This is a genomic window from Sorangium aterium (assembly GCF_028368935.1).
GTDB classification, from domain to species: Bacteria; Myxococcota_A; Polyangia; order Polyangiales; family Polyangiaceae; genus Sorangium; species Sorangium atrum.
This window is the reverse complement of record NZ_JAQNDK010000001.1, coordinates 1,257,232-1,272,954: the sequence shown is the minus strand read 5'-3', so window position 1 is coordinate 1,272,954 and position 15,723 is coordinate 1,257,232. Positions and strand designations below refer to the sequence as shown.

The window sequence follows — 15,723 nt, the reverse complement described above, 5'->3', positions numbered from 1 at the left end:
GGTCGCCGCAGACGAAGGTCTTGCAGGTAGTGCATTTGAGGGGGGTGCGCTCGCGGCATGTCAAAACCGAGCATTGTCCCCTGTTGACGCAATCGTGCGATGCGGAGCTTTTATGGCGTCGACATAGGGGCTCGTGGCAGCGATCGCAGGAGAGCACCGTGAGCGCTTCGCAATGGACGCACTGCTTCACGTCGTCCGGCGCGTGCGCGTTCGCGTGGTCGCGGGCGTGGGGCGCGCAATGAATCTGGCCGCAGAGGCGGCACGAGCTCGTCGCCGTCGTGGGACAGCGCGGCTGTGCGCAGTGCGGGGAATCGATGTGATTATGATGATTGATGCAAAGGAAGTGGCTGCACTTGGGGCATGGAGCCGCGGCGGTGCCGTGGCAGACAATACAAGTCTGGCCACACGCGCCGCTGTTTTGGTGCCGGAGCAGGTGATGGTTGCAATAGCTTTCCCCGCAAGAGCAGCGGGCTCCTGGCTTTCCGCAGGCGCCGCACGAGGTGTGATTGTATTTGTTGTGCGGGATGGAGCATTCGTGGCACAGGACCATGGCGCACGCAGCGCATTTCTGCACGACCACGCTGTCCCGACTGCAGGTGCCGCAGATCTTTTTGCAATTGTGGTTGTGAAGGTGCGCCAGCGCCGTGCAAAAATGCTTCTTGCAGCCGTCGCACTTCTTGACGGTGAAGGTGGTGCCGCAGTCGGGGAATTGACATTTGGGCATGACGGCCTCGTCCTTGTGCCGCGAACAGGCTACGGCTCCGCGAGCGGGATGCCTGGCCCGACGATCGCGGCCTCGTGAAAATCCAGCTCGGTCGCCTCCGCGAGGACGTGATCGATGCGCGCTTCGGGCGGCACGCGCGGATCCGCGAGGAGCGCGCGCAGGCGCGGGTGCTCGTGAAAGCGGGGGTGGATGAGGACGCGCATGGCGGCCAGCCATACAACCGACCGGTGGTCGGAGAGGCCGAAGGCGAGGCCGATCTCCATGGACTCGCGGCAATGCTCGAACAACGCGTCGTCGCCGAGGTCCGCCACGAGGTCCCGGAGCTCGGCGCGCAGGTAGTCGCGCGCGAGGTCGCACTGCGCCCGGCGCTGCCGCTCGGCCAGCGCGCTCTTTTGCTCACGACGGATGATCATACCGTTCCGCAACGCATCATGGTCAGGAGAAGGCGTCAATCGGCGGGGTAGGGGCCATCTCGCGGCGTGCACCGCCGATGTCCTTGGGGATGGTCATGACGGGGATTGCGCGCGGCGCGCAACGGTCACCTGAAGCCCGCAGGCTGCGTGGTGAAGGCGACCCCTTCGATTCCCGCAAGACCTCACGCTCACGCGCGACCACGGGACAGGCGACAGCGCGCTGGTCGAGGTGCCGCACCACGATGGCGGCCGTCAGCGAGCCCGTGACGTAGATCGCGGCGGGGTGCTCCGGAAAGATGGTGGTGGCCGCCGCGCCCGCCGCGCAGAGCGCGACCGATAACCGGCTCACCCTCGGCAGGCTCGGCCCGGAGGTCGCGTGGACGGCCGCGAAGAGGAGCAGGTTCGTCGCGAGCGCGCGCTCCACCGGTTCGTCCGTGATCACGGCGAGCGCCCGGTGAAGGAGCGTCGCGACGCGCTGCACCGTCACCACGTGGCCGATCGGCCGGTTCACCGCGCTCCTCGAGAGCGAAGCCGCGGCCCGCCTGGAGCCCCGTGGCGAGCGCGTCCTCCCACGCGCGGGGCTGCCCGCCGCGCAGGTCGCGGAGCGTCCGGCCGTCGGCGAGCTCCATCGCCACGAACACGCCCCGCCCGTGCTCGCCGATCTCGTGGATGGGGACGACGTTCGGGGGCGAGAGCCTGGCCATCCGGCGCGACCCGATCCTGCAGCCACCGCGCCTGCCTCCGCCTGGACCCCCATCGCGGCAGCAAGATACCTGTCGCCTGACAGCGTCTCGCCCCCAGGCATAGGCGGGTATGCCTATGCCTCGATCCAGAGGGCTCGGGTACGAAGTCGTTGCAGTCACCTGCATCGTGCGATGCGAGGACGGACGGCGAACTCGGACCAGAACGCTCAATCACCGCATCTGTTCGGCTGCGGCCAGCTGCAACCATCCCGGGCAACGGGAAGGAAACGGGAGGTTTCCCCATGGGCGCATCGCCCCCTCACGCGCCGCGCGGCGCCGTCACGCTGTCGCTGTGCTTCTTGATCGCGCTGCTGGAAGGGTTCGACATCCAGGCCATCGGCGTGGCCGCCCCCCTGCTGATCCCCGCCCTGGGCCTGACGCCCGGGCAGGCGGGCGTCGTGTTCGGGGCCGGCATGGTCGGGCTGGTCTGCGGCGCGCTGGCCGGCGGCTGGATGGCGGACCGCATGGGCCGCAAGCCGCTGCTGATGATGGCCGTCGGCGTGTTCGGCCTGTTCACGCTGGCCACCGTCGTGGCGGGTGGACCGCTGTCGCTCGGCGTCTACCGGCTCCTGGCCGGGGCAGGCCTGGGGGCGGCGATGCCCACCCTGGTGGCCGTCGCCCTGGAAATCGCCCCGCCCGATCGGCGGACCCGCACCACCACCTTGATGTTCAGCGGCATGCCGGCCGGCGGCGCGCTGGCGGCGCTGTTCGCGGCCGGCTTCCTGGCACGGTTCGGCTGGCACAGCATCTTCCTGGCCGGCGGCGTGCTGCCGCTGCTGCTGCTGCCCGCCATCGCGCTCCTGATGCCCGACAGCCGCACGGCGGCGGCCGGCGGCGCCCAGCAGCAGGGCGGGGGGCAGGCGCTGTTCGGCCATGGCCGGCTGCTGGTCACGCTGCTGGCCTGGTTCACCTTCGGCCTGACGCTGCTCGTGCTGTATCTGCTGCTCAACTGGCTGCCATCGCTGGTGGCGGCCAAGGGCCTGGGCGGAAAGGGGGGTGCTGGCGCCGCCTTCGCGTTCAATGCCGGCAGCGTCGTCGGCTGCTGGGTCATCGGATTGCTGGTGGACCGGTTCGGGCCGCGCGTTCCCATCATCGCGGCCTATCCCGCCCTGGCCCTGGCGCTGTTCGGGCTGGCGGGGGCCAACAGCCTGCTTCCGGTGCTGGCGCTGGCCGGCCTGGCGGGCTTCTTCTTGCTGGGCGCGCAATATTCGCTCTATGGCGTCATCCCGCTCTATTACCCGGCGCGGGCGCGCGGGCTGGCCACCGGCGCCTCCATCGCCGCCGGCCGGCTGGGCTCCATCGGCGGGCCGCTGGTGGCGGGCCACCTGCTGGGCCAGGGCTGGGGCCCTGCCGGCGTGGCCATGGCCATGGTGCCGGTGGTGCTGTCGGCCGGGGTTGCCGCGGCGGTGATGACCATTCGCGGACGCTACGCAGGTGATTGAGGGAATGGCGGGGGCGATCGGCGCCCGGCCGCGCGCCGGGCGTCCTCCGGGCGGCGGGGCCTTCGGCCTGCGCCGTCCCGAGGGGCGCCGCCCGCTGGATCGTTCGAGAGGACTGGCTGCTGCTGGCGCTGGCGGTGCTGTTCGTCGCGCGCTTCGCCCGCGCGGAGGCAGCTTCAACGAGGGGCGGCGTCGAGCCGCATGTCTGCGGGAGGACTCATGCAGGTAATCGTCGCGGGCGCCGGGATCGGCGGCCTGGCCGCAGCTCTGGCGTTACACGCCGGGGGCCATGAGGTGACGGTGTTCGAGGCCGTGCCTACCATCCTGCCGCTCGGGGTCGGCATCAACCTCCTGCCGCACGCCGGCGAGGTGCTGGACGAGCTGGGCCTGGTCGAGGCCTTGATGGCCCACGGGGTGGCGACCCGCGAGCTTGTCTATTTCAACCGCTTCGGCCAGCGCATCTGGGGCGAGCCGCGCGGCCGCTTCGCCGGTCACGCCGCGCCGCAGATCTCCCTGCACCGCGGCGCTCTGCAGGGCGTGCTGTTCGACGCCGCCGTCGAGCGGCTGGGCCCCGACCGGGTGATCTGCGACCGGCGCCTCCTGGACCACGACGAGGGCGAGGGCCGCATCGCGGCGCGCTTCCTCAACCGCGAGGGCGTGGCCTGCAAGGTGTCCGCCGATCTCCTGATCTGCGCCGACGGCATCCATTCGGCGGCGCGCGCGGGCCTCTATCCGGACGAGGGGCCGCCGGTCTACGGCGGTCGCATCCTGTGGCGGGCGACCAGCGTGGCGGCGCCCTTCCTCACCGGCGCCAGCATGATCATGGCCGGACATCAGGACCAGAAGTTCGTCGCTTATCCCATCTCCCCACCGGGGCCGGACGGCCGCCAGACGATCAACTGGATCGCCGAGCTCACCGTCGCCGAGAGCCTGCGACGGGAGGACTGGAACCGGCGGGGCGATCCTGCCGACTTCCTGCCCAGGTTCGAGGCCTGGCGCTTCGATTGGCTGGATGTGCCCGGCCTGATCCGGGGCGCCGAGGCGATCTACGAGTTCCCGCTGGTCGACCGCGATCCGCTGCCGCGCTGGAGCCATGGGCGCATGACGCTGCTGGGGGACGCCGCTCATCCCATGTACCCGATCGGCTCGAACGGGGCGAGCCAGGCCATCCTGGACGCCCGCGCGCTGGTCCGCGCGCTCGCCGCCCACGCCGATCCGGTGGAAGCGCTGGCCGCGTACGAGGCGGAGCGCCTGCCCGCCACCGCCGCCATCGTCGCGGCCAATCGCGGCAACGGTCCGGAGCAGTGCATGCAGATGGCCCAGGACCGCGCGCCCGACGGATTCGACCGTATCGAGGACGTCTTCGCCCCCGGCGAGCTGGAGGCCATCGCCGCCCGCTACAAGGTGCTGACCGGCCTGAAGCGCGCCTCGGAGCCCCGCGCGTGAGCCCTCCCCTCGTCCCCCTGATGACGCTCGAGGTGGCGGTGGACCCGCCGGTCACCGTTAATCCGAGCTCGCCCGGCCGGCGCTTCATCCCGATCGTCGGCGGCACGGTGGCCGGCGGCCTCGAGGGGCGTGTGCTGCCGGGCGGCGACTGGCAGACGATCTGGGCCGACGGGCGGATGGACATCTCCGCCCATTACATCCTCGACATCGCCGGCCATGGGACGGTGGAGATCGTCTCCGAGGGCGTCCGCGCCGGGCCGCCGGAGGTGCTGGCGGCGCTCGGGCGCGGCGAGGCGGTGGACCCCGGGCTCTACTACTTCCGCACCGCCATCCGTATGCGCACCTCGGCGCCAGGGCTTCTGCGGCTGAACGCCGTGCTGGCCCTGTCCGTGGGCGAGCGGCTGGCCGACCGGGTGCGGCTGACGGTGTACGAGATCGGCTAGGGGGCGCGAGCGTGGCCGAGATCGTCGAGATCTCGGATGGCCTGACACGGAGAACGCATGAGCAAACAGACGAGAGCGGCGACACGCCGGGGCGATGTCGGCGCAGGGTTCTTGGCCGTCATCCTCGGCATCACTTCCTTCCATCGCTCGGCACGGGCACAACCGCCGCCCGATGCGCCGCCGGCGCCCACGGGCGAAAGTCCGACGAGCGCGGCCCCCGCGACCGAACCCGCGGGCCCTCCCGCAGACGCGAGCGCAGCGCCAGCGCCGTCTGCGGAAGCCCACACTGGCGCGCCGGCGCCGCAGAGCGCTGCCGGGTCCGGTGCAGCTTCGACGGCACCGCCGGCGGACAAGGAGCCATGGAAGAAGCCGGTCAGCGTCGCGGCCTGGGCCCGCGTCGGAGGTCGCTTACAGAACCCCGGCGCGCGCGAGAAGATGGACCGGCTGCTCGGGGACGGAGAGCTGGATCTGTCGTTTTCAGGCGAAATCAACCGATTCATCGGCCTGCAGGGCGCGATCGTCGCTCAGTTCGGGCCGACCCCGACCGGGGGCAACATCACGGGCAGCGTGACCATCCGTGACGTCATCGCCAAGTTCCAGTTCCATGATCTGCTGAACGTCTGGATCGGTCGCATGATCGTGCCGTCGGATCGCTCCGCCTTCTCCGGGCCGTGGTCGATGGGGCCGTGGAACTATCCCGGATTCTTCGAGCCCTATGCGCCGCCGATCGGGCCGAGGCAGGGGCCTTTCGGGCGCAACGATGGGGTAACCGCCTGGGGCAAGGCGGCAGGTGGCCTGTTCAAGTACTACGTGGGGGCCTTCAACCTGCATGACTCTTCGGTGAGCCCGCTCTACACGGCGAGGCTCAACTTGAGCTTGCTCGACCCGGAGCCGGCCTATTACCAGAAAGCCACGTACCTCGGCGAGAAGAGCATCCTCGCGCTGGGCGTGGCGGGTGAGGTGCAGAAGGAAGGTTCGGTCGAGCCGCTGCCGCCCCCTGCGGCGGGCGAGCCCCCAGGCACCCCGCGCAAGGACACCTATGGCGAGGTCAACGCCGACCTCCTGTTCGAGAAGAACCTCGGGACGGCGGGCACCATCACGCTCGAGGGCGCATTTTACAAGTACTTCGGCGACTTCGAGAGGTTCGACCATTCTTATTTTGCGCTCGCGAGCTACCTCACGCCGAGCAACATCGGCGTCGGGAAGCTGCAGCCTCTGGTCCGACTGCAACAAGCGAAGCCGAAGAACGCCGACTCCTATCTGCTCATCGATGCCCAGCTGGGCTACATCATCGAGGGGCACGCTGCGCGTGTCGCGCTCGGCTATCAAAGAAGCGATCTGTCGGGGGCGAAGGGGAACGCCCTGTTCCTGGGCGTCCAGCTGCAGAAGTGATCCCCGGGACGGTGGGGTTCCGCGCCCACGATCCGCGGCATAGGTGAGTATGCCTATGCCGCGAGTCAGAGGGATCGGGTAAGAGATCGTTGCAATCACCTCCATGGCGCGCTGCGCGAGATCGTGGGGCGTCGTGAAAACATCCAATCCGGTGTTCATGCGGATCCGTTCAACCGGTTACTCGGTGCACAGCGCGCAAACGAGGACGAGCCCTGGCAGGCGCGACGGGGCTCCTGCTCGTCCAGCGGAGGCGAAGAGACTGCCGGGGCGCCGAGAGGAGCTCGCTCGCGCATGAAGCTCGCCTCTCTCCGCGGCCCCGGCCGTGACGGCACGCTCGTCGTCGTCCGCCGCGACGGCCTCGCCTACGCGCCCGCCGGCGCGGCCTTCCCCACGCTCCAGGCCGCGCTGGACGACTGGGAGCGCGCCGAGCCCGCGCTCCGCCGCATCGCCGACGATATCGAGCGCGGCGGCGCGGCGGTGACCCCGCTCGCCGTGGAAGCGCTCGCCGCGCCGCTTCCGCGCGCCTACGAGTGGATCGACGGCTCGGCGTACATCCACCACATCGTGCTCGTGCGCAAGGCGCGCGGCGCCGAGCCCCCCGAGACGCTGACGACCGATCCGCTTGTGTACCAGGGCGGCTCCGGCGTCCTCCTCGGCCCGACCGACGACATCGTCCTGCGCGACGAGGCGTGGGGCCTGGATTTCGAGGCCGAGGTTTGCGTCGTCCTCGGCGACACGCCGCAGGGCACGCGCCGCGAAGAGGCCCACCGGCACGTCCGCCTGTTCCTGCTGGCCAACGACGTGACGCTGCGCAACCTCGTGCCCGCCGAGCTCGCGAAGGGGTTCGGGTTCTTCTGCTCCAAGCCCGCCACCGCGTTCTCGCCGTTCGCGATCACGCCCGACGAGCTCGACGGCGCGTTCGACGATGGGCGCGTCCACCTGCGGCTCCGCTCGACCTACAACGGCGCGCTCATCGGCGATCCCGAGGCCGGCCCGGAGATGCATTTCTCGTTCTTCGAGCTCATCGAGCATGTCACCAGGACCCGCAGCCTCACGGCGGGGACCCTCCTCGGCAGCGGCACCGTCTCGAACCGGGATCCGGCGCGCGGCGTGTCGTGCCTCGCCGAGAAGCGCATGCTCGAGATCCTGTCGGACGGGGCGGCCAGGACGCCGTTCATGAAGCCAGGAGACACGATCATGATCGAGATGCTGAATCGCGCGGGAGAGAGCCTGTTCGGGCGCATCGCGCAGCGGGTGGTATCCGGATGAGCGCCTGCGAGGTCAATCTCGCGCCGCTCTCGACCCTGCTGCGGATCGAGGCGGAGCGCACGGCGCTGCCCGCCTTCCAGGCGGCCCACGCCGACCGCCAGGTCGATCCGGTCGCCTAGCTCGCCCCTGCGTTACCCCCTCGCGACGGAGGATTCGAATGGCCAAGGTGGAGTCGATCGGCATCAAGCGGGTAGAGGCGCTGCACTACTACGTGCGCGACCTGGAGCGGAGCCGCAAGTTTTACACGGAGAAGCTCGATTTTCAGGAGATCGCCGCGAGCTCGCCGGAGCTCACGGCGGCGGCGGCGCAGCAGTCGGTCGTCTTCCAGGCCGGCGAGTGCGTCGTCGTGTGCTCGCAGCCCGCCGGCGAGGGCGGGCGGGCGTGGCGCTACCTGCGCAAGCACCCGGACGGCGTGGGCACGGTCATCTTCGAGGTCGAGGACATCGACCGCGCCTTCCGGCTGCTCGACGGCCGCGGGGGCACGCCGATCGACGAGATCCACAGAGCGACGGACGAGGGCGGCGCGTTCGCGTCGTTCTCGATCACGACGCCGTTCGGCGACACCACCTTTCGCTTCGTGGAGCGGCGCGGATATCGGGCGCTGTTCCCCGGCTGCGTGGCCTACGACGCGCCGCGCGGCGGCGAGAACCGGTTCGGGATCACCCGGTTCGATCACATCACCTCGAACTTCCAGACGATGGCGCCCGCCCTGCTCTGGATGGAGCAGGTGCTCGGGCTCGAGCCGTTCTGGAAGATCGCGTTCCACACGAACGACGTTGCGAAGGACGCGGACCACGGCTCGGGCCTGCGCTCGGCCGTGATGTGGGATCCGGCCTCGGGCGTGAAGTTCGCGAACAACGAGCCTTACCGGCCCTACTTCAAGAGCTCGCAGATCAACGTCTTCAATGAGGAGCACCGCGGCGACGGGGTGCAGCACGTGGCGCTCGCCGTGGAGGACATCCTCGCCGCCGTGCGCGCGATGCGCGGGCGGGGTGTGGAGTTCATGCCGACCCCGGCCGCCTATTACGACATGCTGCCCGAGCGCTTGCGGGAGCTCGGCATCGGGCAGATCGACGAGGACGCGGCGGCGCTGCGGGAGCTCGAGGTGCTCGTCGACGGTGACGGCGCGCGGTCGTACCTCCTCCAGATCTTTCTGAAGGAGTCGTCAGGCACGCACCGCGATCCCGACGCGGGGCCGTTCTTCTTCGAGCTCATCCAGCGCAAGGGGGACCGCGGCTTCGGCGCCGGCAATTTCCGGGCGCTGTTCGAGAGCATCGAGCGGCAGCAAAGAGCGGACGGGAGCGGCTGATGCTCGATCGCGTCGTCGCCGGGATCGTCCCGCCCAAGCACCACATTGCCCTCCGGAGCGAGGCGGGGGATCTCCGCTACGAGGAGTGCCTGACGCGGGCGGGCTTCGACGGCCCCTACACGATCGCCTACCACGATCGCCGGCCGCACGAGCACCGGGTCGCGGAGGCCGCGCACGGCTTCACGCTGCCGGTCGCCGCGGCGGCGCGCCCGCTCGCCAAGCGGCACTACCGGTCGCAGGATCTGCCGCGGCGGGGCGGGCCCGCTGTCGACTGCCGCGTGCCGCTGCTCTTCAACGACGACGCGGTGATCGGGCTCGTCCAGCCGGACGCGGCCGATCCTGTGTACTTCGCGAACGCCGACGCCGACGAGCTGTTCTTCATCTTCCACGGGGGCGGCGTCCTGCGCACGATGCTCGGCGATCTGCGCTTCGAGCAGGACGACTACGTCGTCATCCCGAAGGGGCTCTTCTACCGCTTCCTCCCGGACGCCGCGCCCCAGCGCTGGCTCTCGATCGAGGCCGAGGACATCCACCTCCCGCGCAAGTGGCGCAACGAGGTCGGCCAGCTGCGGATGGACGCGCCGTACTCGCACCGCGATTTCCGGCGGCCCACGTTCGTCGGCCCTCTCGACGAGGGCATCCGCGCGCTCGTCGTGAAGCGCGGCGGCGCCTTCCACGGCTTCACCCTCGAGCGCTCGCCGCTCGACGTCGTCGGCTGGGACGGGACGGTGTACCCGTTCGCGTTCCCGATCCTGCGCTTCCAGGCGCGCGTCGGGCTCGTGCACCTGCCTCCGGACTGGCACGGGACGTTCGCCGCGCGGGGCGCCCTGGTCTGCAGCTTCGTGCCGCGCCCTGTCGACTTCCACCCGGAGGCGATCCCGTGCCCGTACCCGCACTCGTCGGTCGATTGCGACGAGTTCCTGTTCTACTGCCGCGGCAACTTCACCTCACGCCGCGGCGTCGGCCCCGGCAGCATCTCGCACCACCCCGCCGGCGTCCCGCACGGGCCGCACCCCGGCGCGTACGAGGCGAGCCTCGGGGCCCGCGAGACGAGCGAGCTTGCGGTCATGCTCGACACGATCCGCCCGCTCTCGGCCACCGCGGCCGCGCTCGCGGTGGAGGACCCGGGCTACCAGGACAGCTTCATCGCCGGCCCATGATCGGGGTCAGGCGCTCGGCCGACGACCATCTCGTTGGGTTCCAGCGCGAGCCGGACGCCGTGAATCGACAGGGACAGGCGATGACGCGCTACTCGCGGTGCCACACCACGATGGCGAGCGTCAGCGAGCCCAGCACGCCCGTGACGTAGATCGCGGCGGCGTGCTCCGGGAAGACCGCGGCGGCCGCCGAGCACGCCGCGCAGAGGGCGGCGGCTATCCAGCTCGCCCTCGGCAGGCTCGGCGCGGCCGTCGCGTGGACGGTCGCGAAGAGGAGCAGGTTCGTCGCGAGCGCGCGCTCCACGGGCTCGTCCGTGATCACTGCGAGCGCCCGGTGAAGGAGCATCGCGACGAGCAGCACCTTCACCACGTGGCCGATCCGCCGGTTCACCGCGCTCTTCGAGAGAGGGCGGCGGAACACCCGGAGCAGCGTGAGCCCCGCGAGCGCCGTGACGCAGCCCATCGCGAACAGGTCCACGGGGCGGACCACCGGGACGACGCGGCCGATGCCCACCGTCGCCATCACGACGCCGAGGGCGCCGATCAGGAGGCCGAAGCGGATGCGCTCGCGCCTGGAGACCGTGAGATCGAACTCGGAGCTCCTCGCCAGCTCATCGGCGAGGACGCTCAGCAGATCGTCGAGCCTCGGCCACCGCTCCTCGGGCCGGGCGCGGAGCCCGCGCGCGAGCGCGCCCCGGACCCGCGCCGGTACCTTCGAGCCGGCCGGCGCCGGCCTCAGGAGATCGCGCCGCGCCCCGTCGAGCCGCGCTCGGACGTCCTCCCCCTCGAACGGCGGCTCCCCGTAGAGCGCCTCGTAGAGCGTCGCGCAGAAGCTCCATTGATCGCTCCTCGCCGTCGCCGGCCTCCGCTCGGCCTGCTCGGGGGCCATGTACGCGGGCGTCCCCATGAACGCGCTCCCGGCCGTGAGCTGCGCGCGGAGCGCGTCCTCCCCGGGGATCTCGGCGCCGGAGCCCCCGCCGGAGAGGGGCCGGTCCTCCTCGACATGGAGGCGCGCGAGCCCGAAATCGGCGATGCGCGCCCGGCCGTCCTTGCCGATCAGGATGTTGTCCGGCTTGACGTCGCGGTGGACGAGCCCCTCCTGGTGCGCCGCCGCGAGGCCGCGGCCGGCCTGGATCCCCGCGGCGAGCGCGGCCTCCCACGCGCGGGGTTGCTCGCCGCGCAGGTCGCGGAGCGTCCGGCCGTCGACGAACTCCATCGCCACGAACACGCCCCGCTCGTGCTCGCCGATCTCGTAGATGGGGACGACGTTCGGGTGCGAGAGCCTGGCCATCACCTGCGCCTCGCGCACGAGGCGGGCCCGATCCTCGGGATCGAACCCCCCCGGCGCGATGAGCTTGAGGGCGACGCGGCGGTCGAGCTCCGCGTCGTAGGCCGAATAGACGACGCCCATCCCGCCCTGTCCGGCCTTGGCGAGCACCGTGAACCGCCCGATGCGCGCGCCGGGGCTCAGCGATTCGTCGCGGTCCGGGAGGGCGATTGCGGCGCCTTTCAAGAACCCGTCCGGCTGCGCGCCGTCGCTCCGGAGCAGGCTCCACACCTCCCGGAGGAGCTCAGGGCGGCCCGCGCACCGGGCCTCCAGGAACGCCCGGCGGCGCTCGTGGCGCTCGTCGAGCGCCGCCTCGAAGAGCGCCTCTACCTCGCTCGGATCAAGGGGCGGGCTCATCGCCGCCGTGGAGCGCCCGGTAGAGCCACGCCTTCGCGAAGCGCCAGTCGCGCTCGACCGTGCGCGTCGTCACGCCCGAGAGCTCGGCGATCTCGTCCTCGGTCAGGCCCGCGAAGTAGCGCAGCATCACGATCTCGGCCTTGCGCGGGTGCTCCTGGCTCATCTTGCGCAGGGCCTCGTCGAGGGCGAGGAGGTCCTCGACGGGGAGATCGAGCGCGAGCGGCAGCTCGTGGATGTCCTCCTCGGGGGCGCGCTCCCGGTCTCCGCCCCGCTTCCGGGCGGCCTTGTGGCGCGCGTAGTCGACGAGGAGGTCGCGCATGGCCTGGGAGGCGGCGCCGAAGAAATGAGCGCGGCTCTGGAAGCGGGCCTCGCCGTCCCGGAAGAGCTTCTCGTACGCCTCGTGGACGAGCGCGGTGGGGCCGAGGGTCTGCCCGGCGCGGAGGTGGCGGACGCGGGCCAGCGCGATCGTCTTGAGCTCGGCATAGACGGCGCGGAGGAGGGCGTCTGCGGCGTCCTTCTGGCCCTCCTGGGCGGCGTGCAGGAGGCCCGTGATGGCCTCGCCGGCGCTCGGTCCGGGGGCGCGTCGATCGCTCGCGTTCATGGGGGGCGCCTCGCTCAGGCCGGAGCGTACACCATACGGCCGGGCCGACGAGCCCGACCGCGTGCCGCGCCGTGACAACAGTCCGGGGCGGGACGCCAGCGCGCCGCGCCGTCCCGCCGGCCGACCGGCGGCAGCCGTCAAGGGACCATGCTCGCCCGCCGCGGAGCCCCGCCCCAGCGGCCAAGCCGGGCGGCGCCGCGGTGGCCGCCTCGACGTCGCGGTCACCTCGACGCTGGAGGTGCTCGGCGTCGCAGCGTCGATGATCGGGGGCGACGAGATCTTCAGTCTGTTCATCCCTGCGCAGCGACCCTCCAGGAGCGTCCGCGCTTCAGCGAGTGTCCGAATCGAAGATGGATATCGCGTGTTTTGTGAGTTGCGCGACTCCGCCGTGCGGAGTAGTAAGCAGGGCTTTCCGCGAGCTCGCGATCGCTCGGCCGGGAAAGGAGCCGTCGCCGAGCGCAGATTGCCGCGGAACGCTCTATTGGCGGCAGCTCCGCGTTGCCGCTTCGACGCGGGCGATGAGCGCGAGCGCGAGCGTGTGCTCGACGGAGCGCCCAGCCCAAGGAGGTAGGATGCGTTCCTTACGAGCGAACATCGTTTATATTGCACCACTCTTCGCTGCCCTGACCGCGCTTTCGGCGTGCTCGCAAGGACCGGAGCTCGACATGGCGCCGCTCGCCGAGGGCCACGATCGCGCGCTCGGGAGCGTGGTGAAGAGCGGAGTCGCGCTGTCGACTCGCGCCGCGGGCCTCGGCGCGCCCGCGACGCTCGAAGACCGCGCGCGGGCGACGATCGCCGAGCGACCGATGGCCCTCTGGTCGGAATACGCGCCGCCGATCCGGACGATCGGAGAGAACGTTCAGGTCAACGATCCGGCGCTCGACAAGATTTATAAGTTTCGCACCAACCCGCCGACACGCCCCTTCGTCCTGGTGACCCAGAGCGAGACCTCGATCGCCGCGCATGACCACAACATCGTTGTTGCCTACAACACGTCCGCCGGCGTGACGCCTGTTCTGGTCGACAACACCATCGTGCCCAAAACTTTTTTTGGCTCCGGCTTCTCGACCTCGAACGACGGCGGCGTGACCTGGAAGAGCGGCTTCATTCCTCCGCTGCCCGGGAGCACGACCACGCTCGGTGATCCTGTCGTGCGCGAGGATCGCCGTGGGGTCTTCCATTTCGCCGGGCTCACCGCGGACGCGGAGGGCCGGCTGGGTGTGCAGGCCAACAGGTCGACCGACGGCGGCCGAACATGGAGCGAGGCGGTGCTCGTGGCCCAGGACGACGGCGCCGACAAGAGCTGGCTGGCCGTGGGCCCCGACCCGGTGCGCCGGCGCCGGGACAACCTCTACGTGACCTGGACCAGCTACCAGCCCCCGGAGGCGCCCGTCCGGACCGAGCTCCGTTTCGCGCGCTCGACCGACGGCGGTGAGACCTGGACATCCAAGGTCGTCTTCGCCCCCGAAGCGAACCCGGATCCCACGCTGCCGCAGAACGCGATCCAGTTCACGAACCCCGTCGTGGATCGCCACGACGGCACGCTCTACCTGCCATTCCTTCAGTACAGCGGTTCGGACGCCGATTTCATCCGGATGCTGGTGTCCCGTGACGCCGGCGAGACGTTCGAGTTTGTGGAGTTCAATCTCGCGGGAGCCCCGGACCCGACCCTCCTGCCCGTGGTTCAGCCCGGCGAGCTCATCGATTGCGGCAACGTCGGCGGTCCACGCCTGGCCATCACCGACGGGCCGCGCCGCAGGGGGCGATTCGGTCTGCCCACCTACGTGCACGCCTCGCGCCTCATCGTTCAGCCGACGCTCGCGGTGCGCCGCGGTATCGTTTACCTGGCCTGGTCGGCCTCCACCAGCGAGATCTTCGGCGAAGCGGGATCGGGCTCGAACGTCTTCCTCATTCGCTCGGATGACCGCGGGCGGACGTGGACGTCGCCGATCCCCGTCACCTCCGGGGCCGGGGAGAACATCCATCACGTGCTCCCGGCCGTGACCATCGGCAAGCGCCGGAGCGACGTGCACATCGTTTACTATACGCAGAACCGCGACAGGTCCGTTGACGTGGAGATGGCGAGCTCGTTCGAATACGGGGAATCCTTCGGCGAGGGCGACAGGCAACAGGTGACGGACACCTCCTTCCGCCTCTCGCCGACGAACATCCCGCTGGACGTGCCTGTCGGTGCCAACTACCCGACGACGAACTTCGATCGGGTCGTCGCGCCCTGTTACAACCTCGGCGAGTATCTCGACGTCACGTCGGAGCGGCAGAGGCTCTATTCGGCCTGGGGAGACCTGCGCAATCTCATCACGGAGCCCAGGAGCCCCGCGGACCCGATCGCGGGTCAGACGCACTCGCAGGCGGACGTCTTCTTCCAGGCCTTCAAGGCGCGCTGAGCGCGCGTCGTACGGCGCTCCATCGGCGCCTCGCCGTGCTCATCGCGCCGCCGGTGATCGTCACTTCGCCTTGCGCTTGCCCTGCCGCGACTTTTGCTCGGTCCGCTCGTGCGCCGGCGCCTTCTCGGGCCGCGTGGCCAGGGCCACGACGCGGCCGAGCTCCTCGCGGAGCGCGTCGGCCCTGCCCTCGCCGAGCTGCTCCCGGACGTGCTTCTGCGTCCGCTCCCACAGCGGGAACGCCGCCTCGATGGCGCGCTCGCCCTGGCGCGTGAGGGAGATGATGCGGACGCGCGCGTCGTCGGGCGCCCTCGCCACGCGGAGCAGGCCCGCCTTCTCGAGCGGCACGAGGTTCCTCGTGAGCGTCGTGCGATCCATGACGAGCCCGTCCGCGAGCGCGCTGAGCTGCACGCCCTCGTCGCCGCACGTCGCGACCGCGGCGAGCATCGTGAGCTGCGTCGACTGGAGCCCCACCGCGCGCAGGCTCTCGTCGTAGAGCCGCGTCAGCGCGCGCGACGCGCGGCGGACGCGCACGAGGGCGCACTGGCTCGCGATGATCTGGGCGGCGCGGGCAAAATCAGTCACCAGTGTATCTACACCGTTTCGACCGGGTCCGTCAAATCACGGCCAGGATCGCGGCTTGACATCCGTTCAGGTGTAGCTACACCTATCTCGTCCTCGACGACGTGGATCCGCCTCGT

The 15,723-nt window shown here is 70.5% G+C and carries 15 protein-coding genes; 10 read left to right on the top strand and 5 right to left on the bottom strand.

Going from position 1 to position 15,723, the window contains the following annotated elements; translation table 11 throughout:
- Window positions 1-322 precede the first annotated feature (322 nt).
- Window positions 323-802 carry a hypothetical protein gene (locus POL72_RS04680; RefSeq protein WP_272093796.1) on the top strand — a complete coding sequence of 160 codons (480 nt, stop codon included), beginning with the start codon at window positions 323-325 and terminating at the stop codon, window positions 800-802.
- Here POL72_RS04680 and POL72_RS04675 read toward each other — a convergent pair.
- Window positions 754-1,137, bottom strand: coding sequence for a hypothetical protein (locus tag POL72_RS04675; protein ID WP_272093795.1), 384 nt, complete (start codon window positions 1,135-1,137; stop codon window positions 754-756). The two genes, POL72_RS04680 and POL72_RS04675, sit on opposite strands and share 49 nt — an antisense overlap.
- A gap of 22 nt (window positions 1,138-1,159) precedes the next feature.
- Entirely contained in the window at window positions 1,160-1,648 is a 489-nt protein-coding gene (locus POL72_RS04670) for a hypothetical protein (RefSeq protein ID WP_272093794.1), read from the bottom strand.
- Between the two features lie 474 nt (window positions 1,649-2,122).
- Between POL72_RS04670 and POL72_RS04665 the strand changes: the two genes are divergently transcribed.
- The 8 genes from POL72_RS04665 (at window position 2,123) to POL72_RS04630 (ending at window position 10,338) form a co-directional block, all read left to right on the top strand.
- Window positions 2,123-3,322 (top strand): MFS transporter, encoded by a 1,200-nt coding sequence (locus POL72_RS04665; protein WP_272093793.1) that lies wholly within the window; start codon window positions 2,123-2,125, stop codon window positions 3,320-3,322.
- Window positions 3,323-3,538: 216 nt separating this feature from the next.
- Window positions 3,539-4,765: a flavin-dependent oxidoreductase gene (locus tag POL72_RS04660; protein WP_272093792.1), complete on the top strand. Its 1,227-nt coding sequence runs from the start codon at window positions 3,539-3,541 to the stop codon at window positions 4,763-4,765.
- Window positions 4,762-5,208, top strand: a complete 447-nt coding sequence (locus POL72_RS04655; protein WP_272093791.1) for a DUF3237 family protein — start codon at window positions 4,762-4,764, stop codon at window positions 5,206-5,208. The genes POL72_RS04660 and POL72_RS04655 overlap by 4 nt, the downstream gene beginning before the upstream one ends.
- Window positions 5,209-5,643: 435 nt before the next feature.
- Entirely contained in the window at window positions 5,644-6,600 is a 957-nt protein-coding gene (locus POL72_RS04650; protein ID WP_272093790.1) for a hypothetical protein, read from the top strand.
- Between the two features lie 291 nt (window positions 6,601-6,891).
- Window positions 6,892-7,869: a fumarylacetoacetate hydrolase family protein gene (locus POL72_RS04645; RefSeq protein WP_272093789.1), complete on the top strand. Its 978-nt coding sequence runs from the start codon at window positions 6,892-6,894 to the stop codon at window positions 7,867-7,869.
- Window positions 7,866-7,988, top strand: coding sequence for a glutathione S-transferase family protein (locus tag POL72_RS04640; RefSeq protein WP_272093788.1), 123 nt, complete (start codon window positions 7,866-7,868; stop codon window positions 7,986-7,988). Before POL72_RS04645 ends, POL72_RS04640 begins: the two co-directional genes overlap by 4 nt.
- Before the next feature lie 38 nt (window positions 7,989-8,026).
- Window positions 8,027-9,178, top strand: coding sequence for a 4-hydroxyphenylpyruvate dioxygenase family protein (locus tag POL72_RS04635; RefSeq protein ID WP_272093787.1), 1,152 nt, complete (start codon window positions 8,027-8,029; stop codon window positions 9,176-9,178).
- Entirely contained in the window at window positions 9,178-10,338 is a 1,161-nt protein-coding gene (locus POL72_RS04630) for a homogentisate 1,2-dioxygenase (RefSeq protein ID WP_272093786.1), read from the top strand. The genes POL72_RS04635 and POL72_RS04630 overlap by 1 nt, the downstream gene beginning before the upstream one ends.
- Before the next feature lie 88 nt (window positions 10,339-10,426).
- Here POL72_RS04630 and POL72_RS04625 read toward each other — a convergent pair whose 3' ends face one another.
- Entirely contained in the window at window positions 10,427-12,019 is a 1,593-nt protein-coding gene (locus POL72_RS04625; RefSeq protein WP_272093785.1) for a serine/threonine-protein kinase, read from the bottom strand.
- Window positions 12,003-12,620, bottom strand: coding sequence for an ECF-type sigma factor (locus tag POL72_RS04620; protein WP_272093784.1), 618 nt, complete (start codon window positions 12,618-12,620; stop codon window positions 12,003-12,005). The genes POL72_RS04625 and POL72_RS04620 overlap by 17 nt, the downstream gene beginning before the upstream one ends.
- A 518-nt stretch (window positions 12,621-13,138) precedes the next feature.
- On the opposite strand from POL72_RS04620, the gene POL72_RS04615 reads away from it, so the two are divergent.
- Window positions 13,139-15,025: a sialidase family protein gene (locus POL72_RS04615; protein ID WP_272093783.1), complete on the top strand. Its 1,887-nt coding sequence runs from the start codon at window positions 13,139-13,141 to the stop codon at window positions 15,023-15,025.
- 60 nt (window positions 15,026-15,085) lie between these two features.
- On the opposite strand, the gene POL72_RS04610 is transcribed toward POL72_RS04615, so the two are convergent.
- Complete coding sequence (locus POL72_RS04610; protein WP_272093782.1) at window positions 15,086-15,607, bottom strand: MarR family winged helix-turn-helix transcriptional regulator; 522 nt, start codon at window positions 15,605-15,607, stop codon at window positions 15,086-15,088.
- Between the last annotated feature and the right edge of the window lie 116 nt (window positions 15,608-15,723).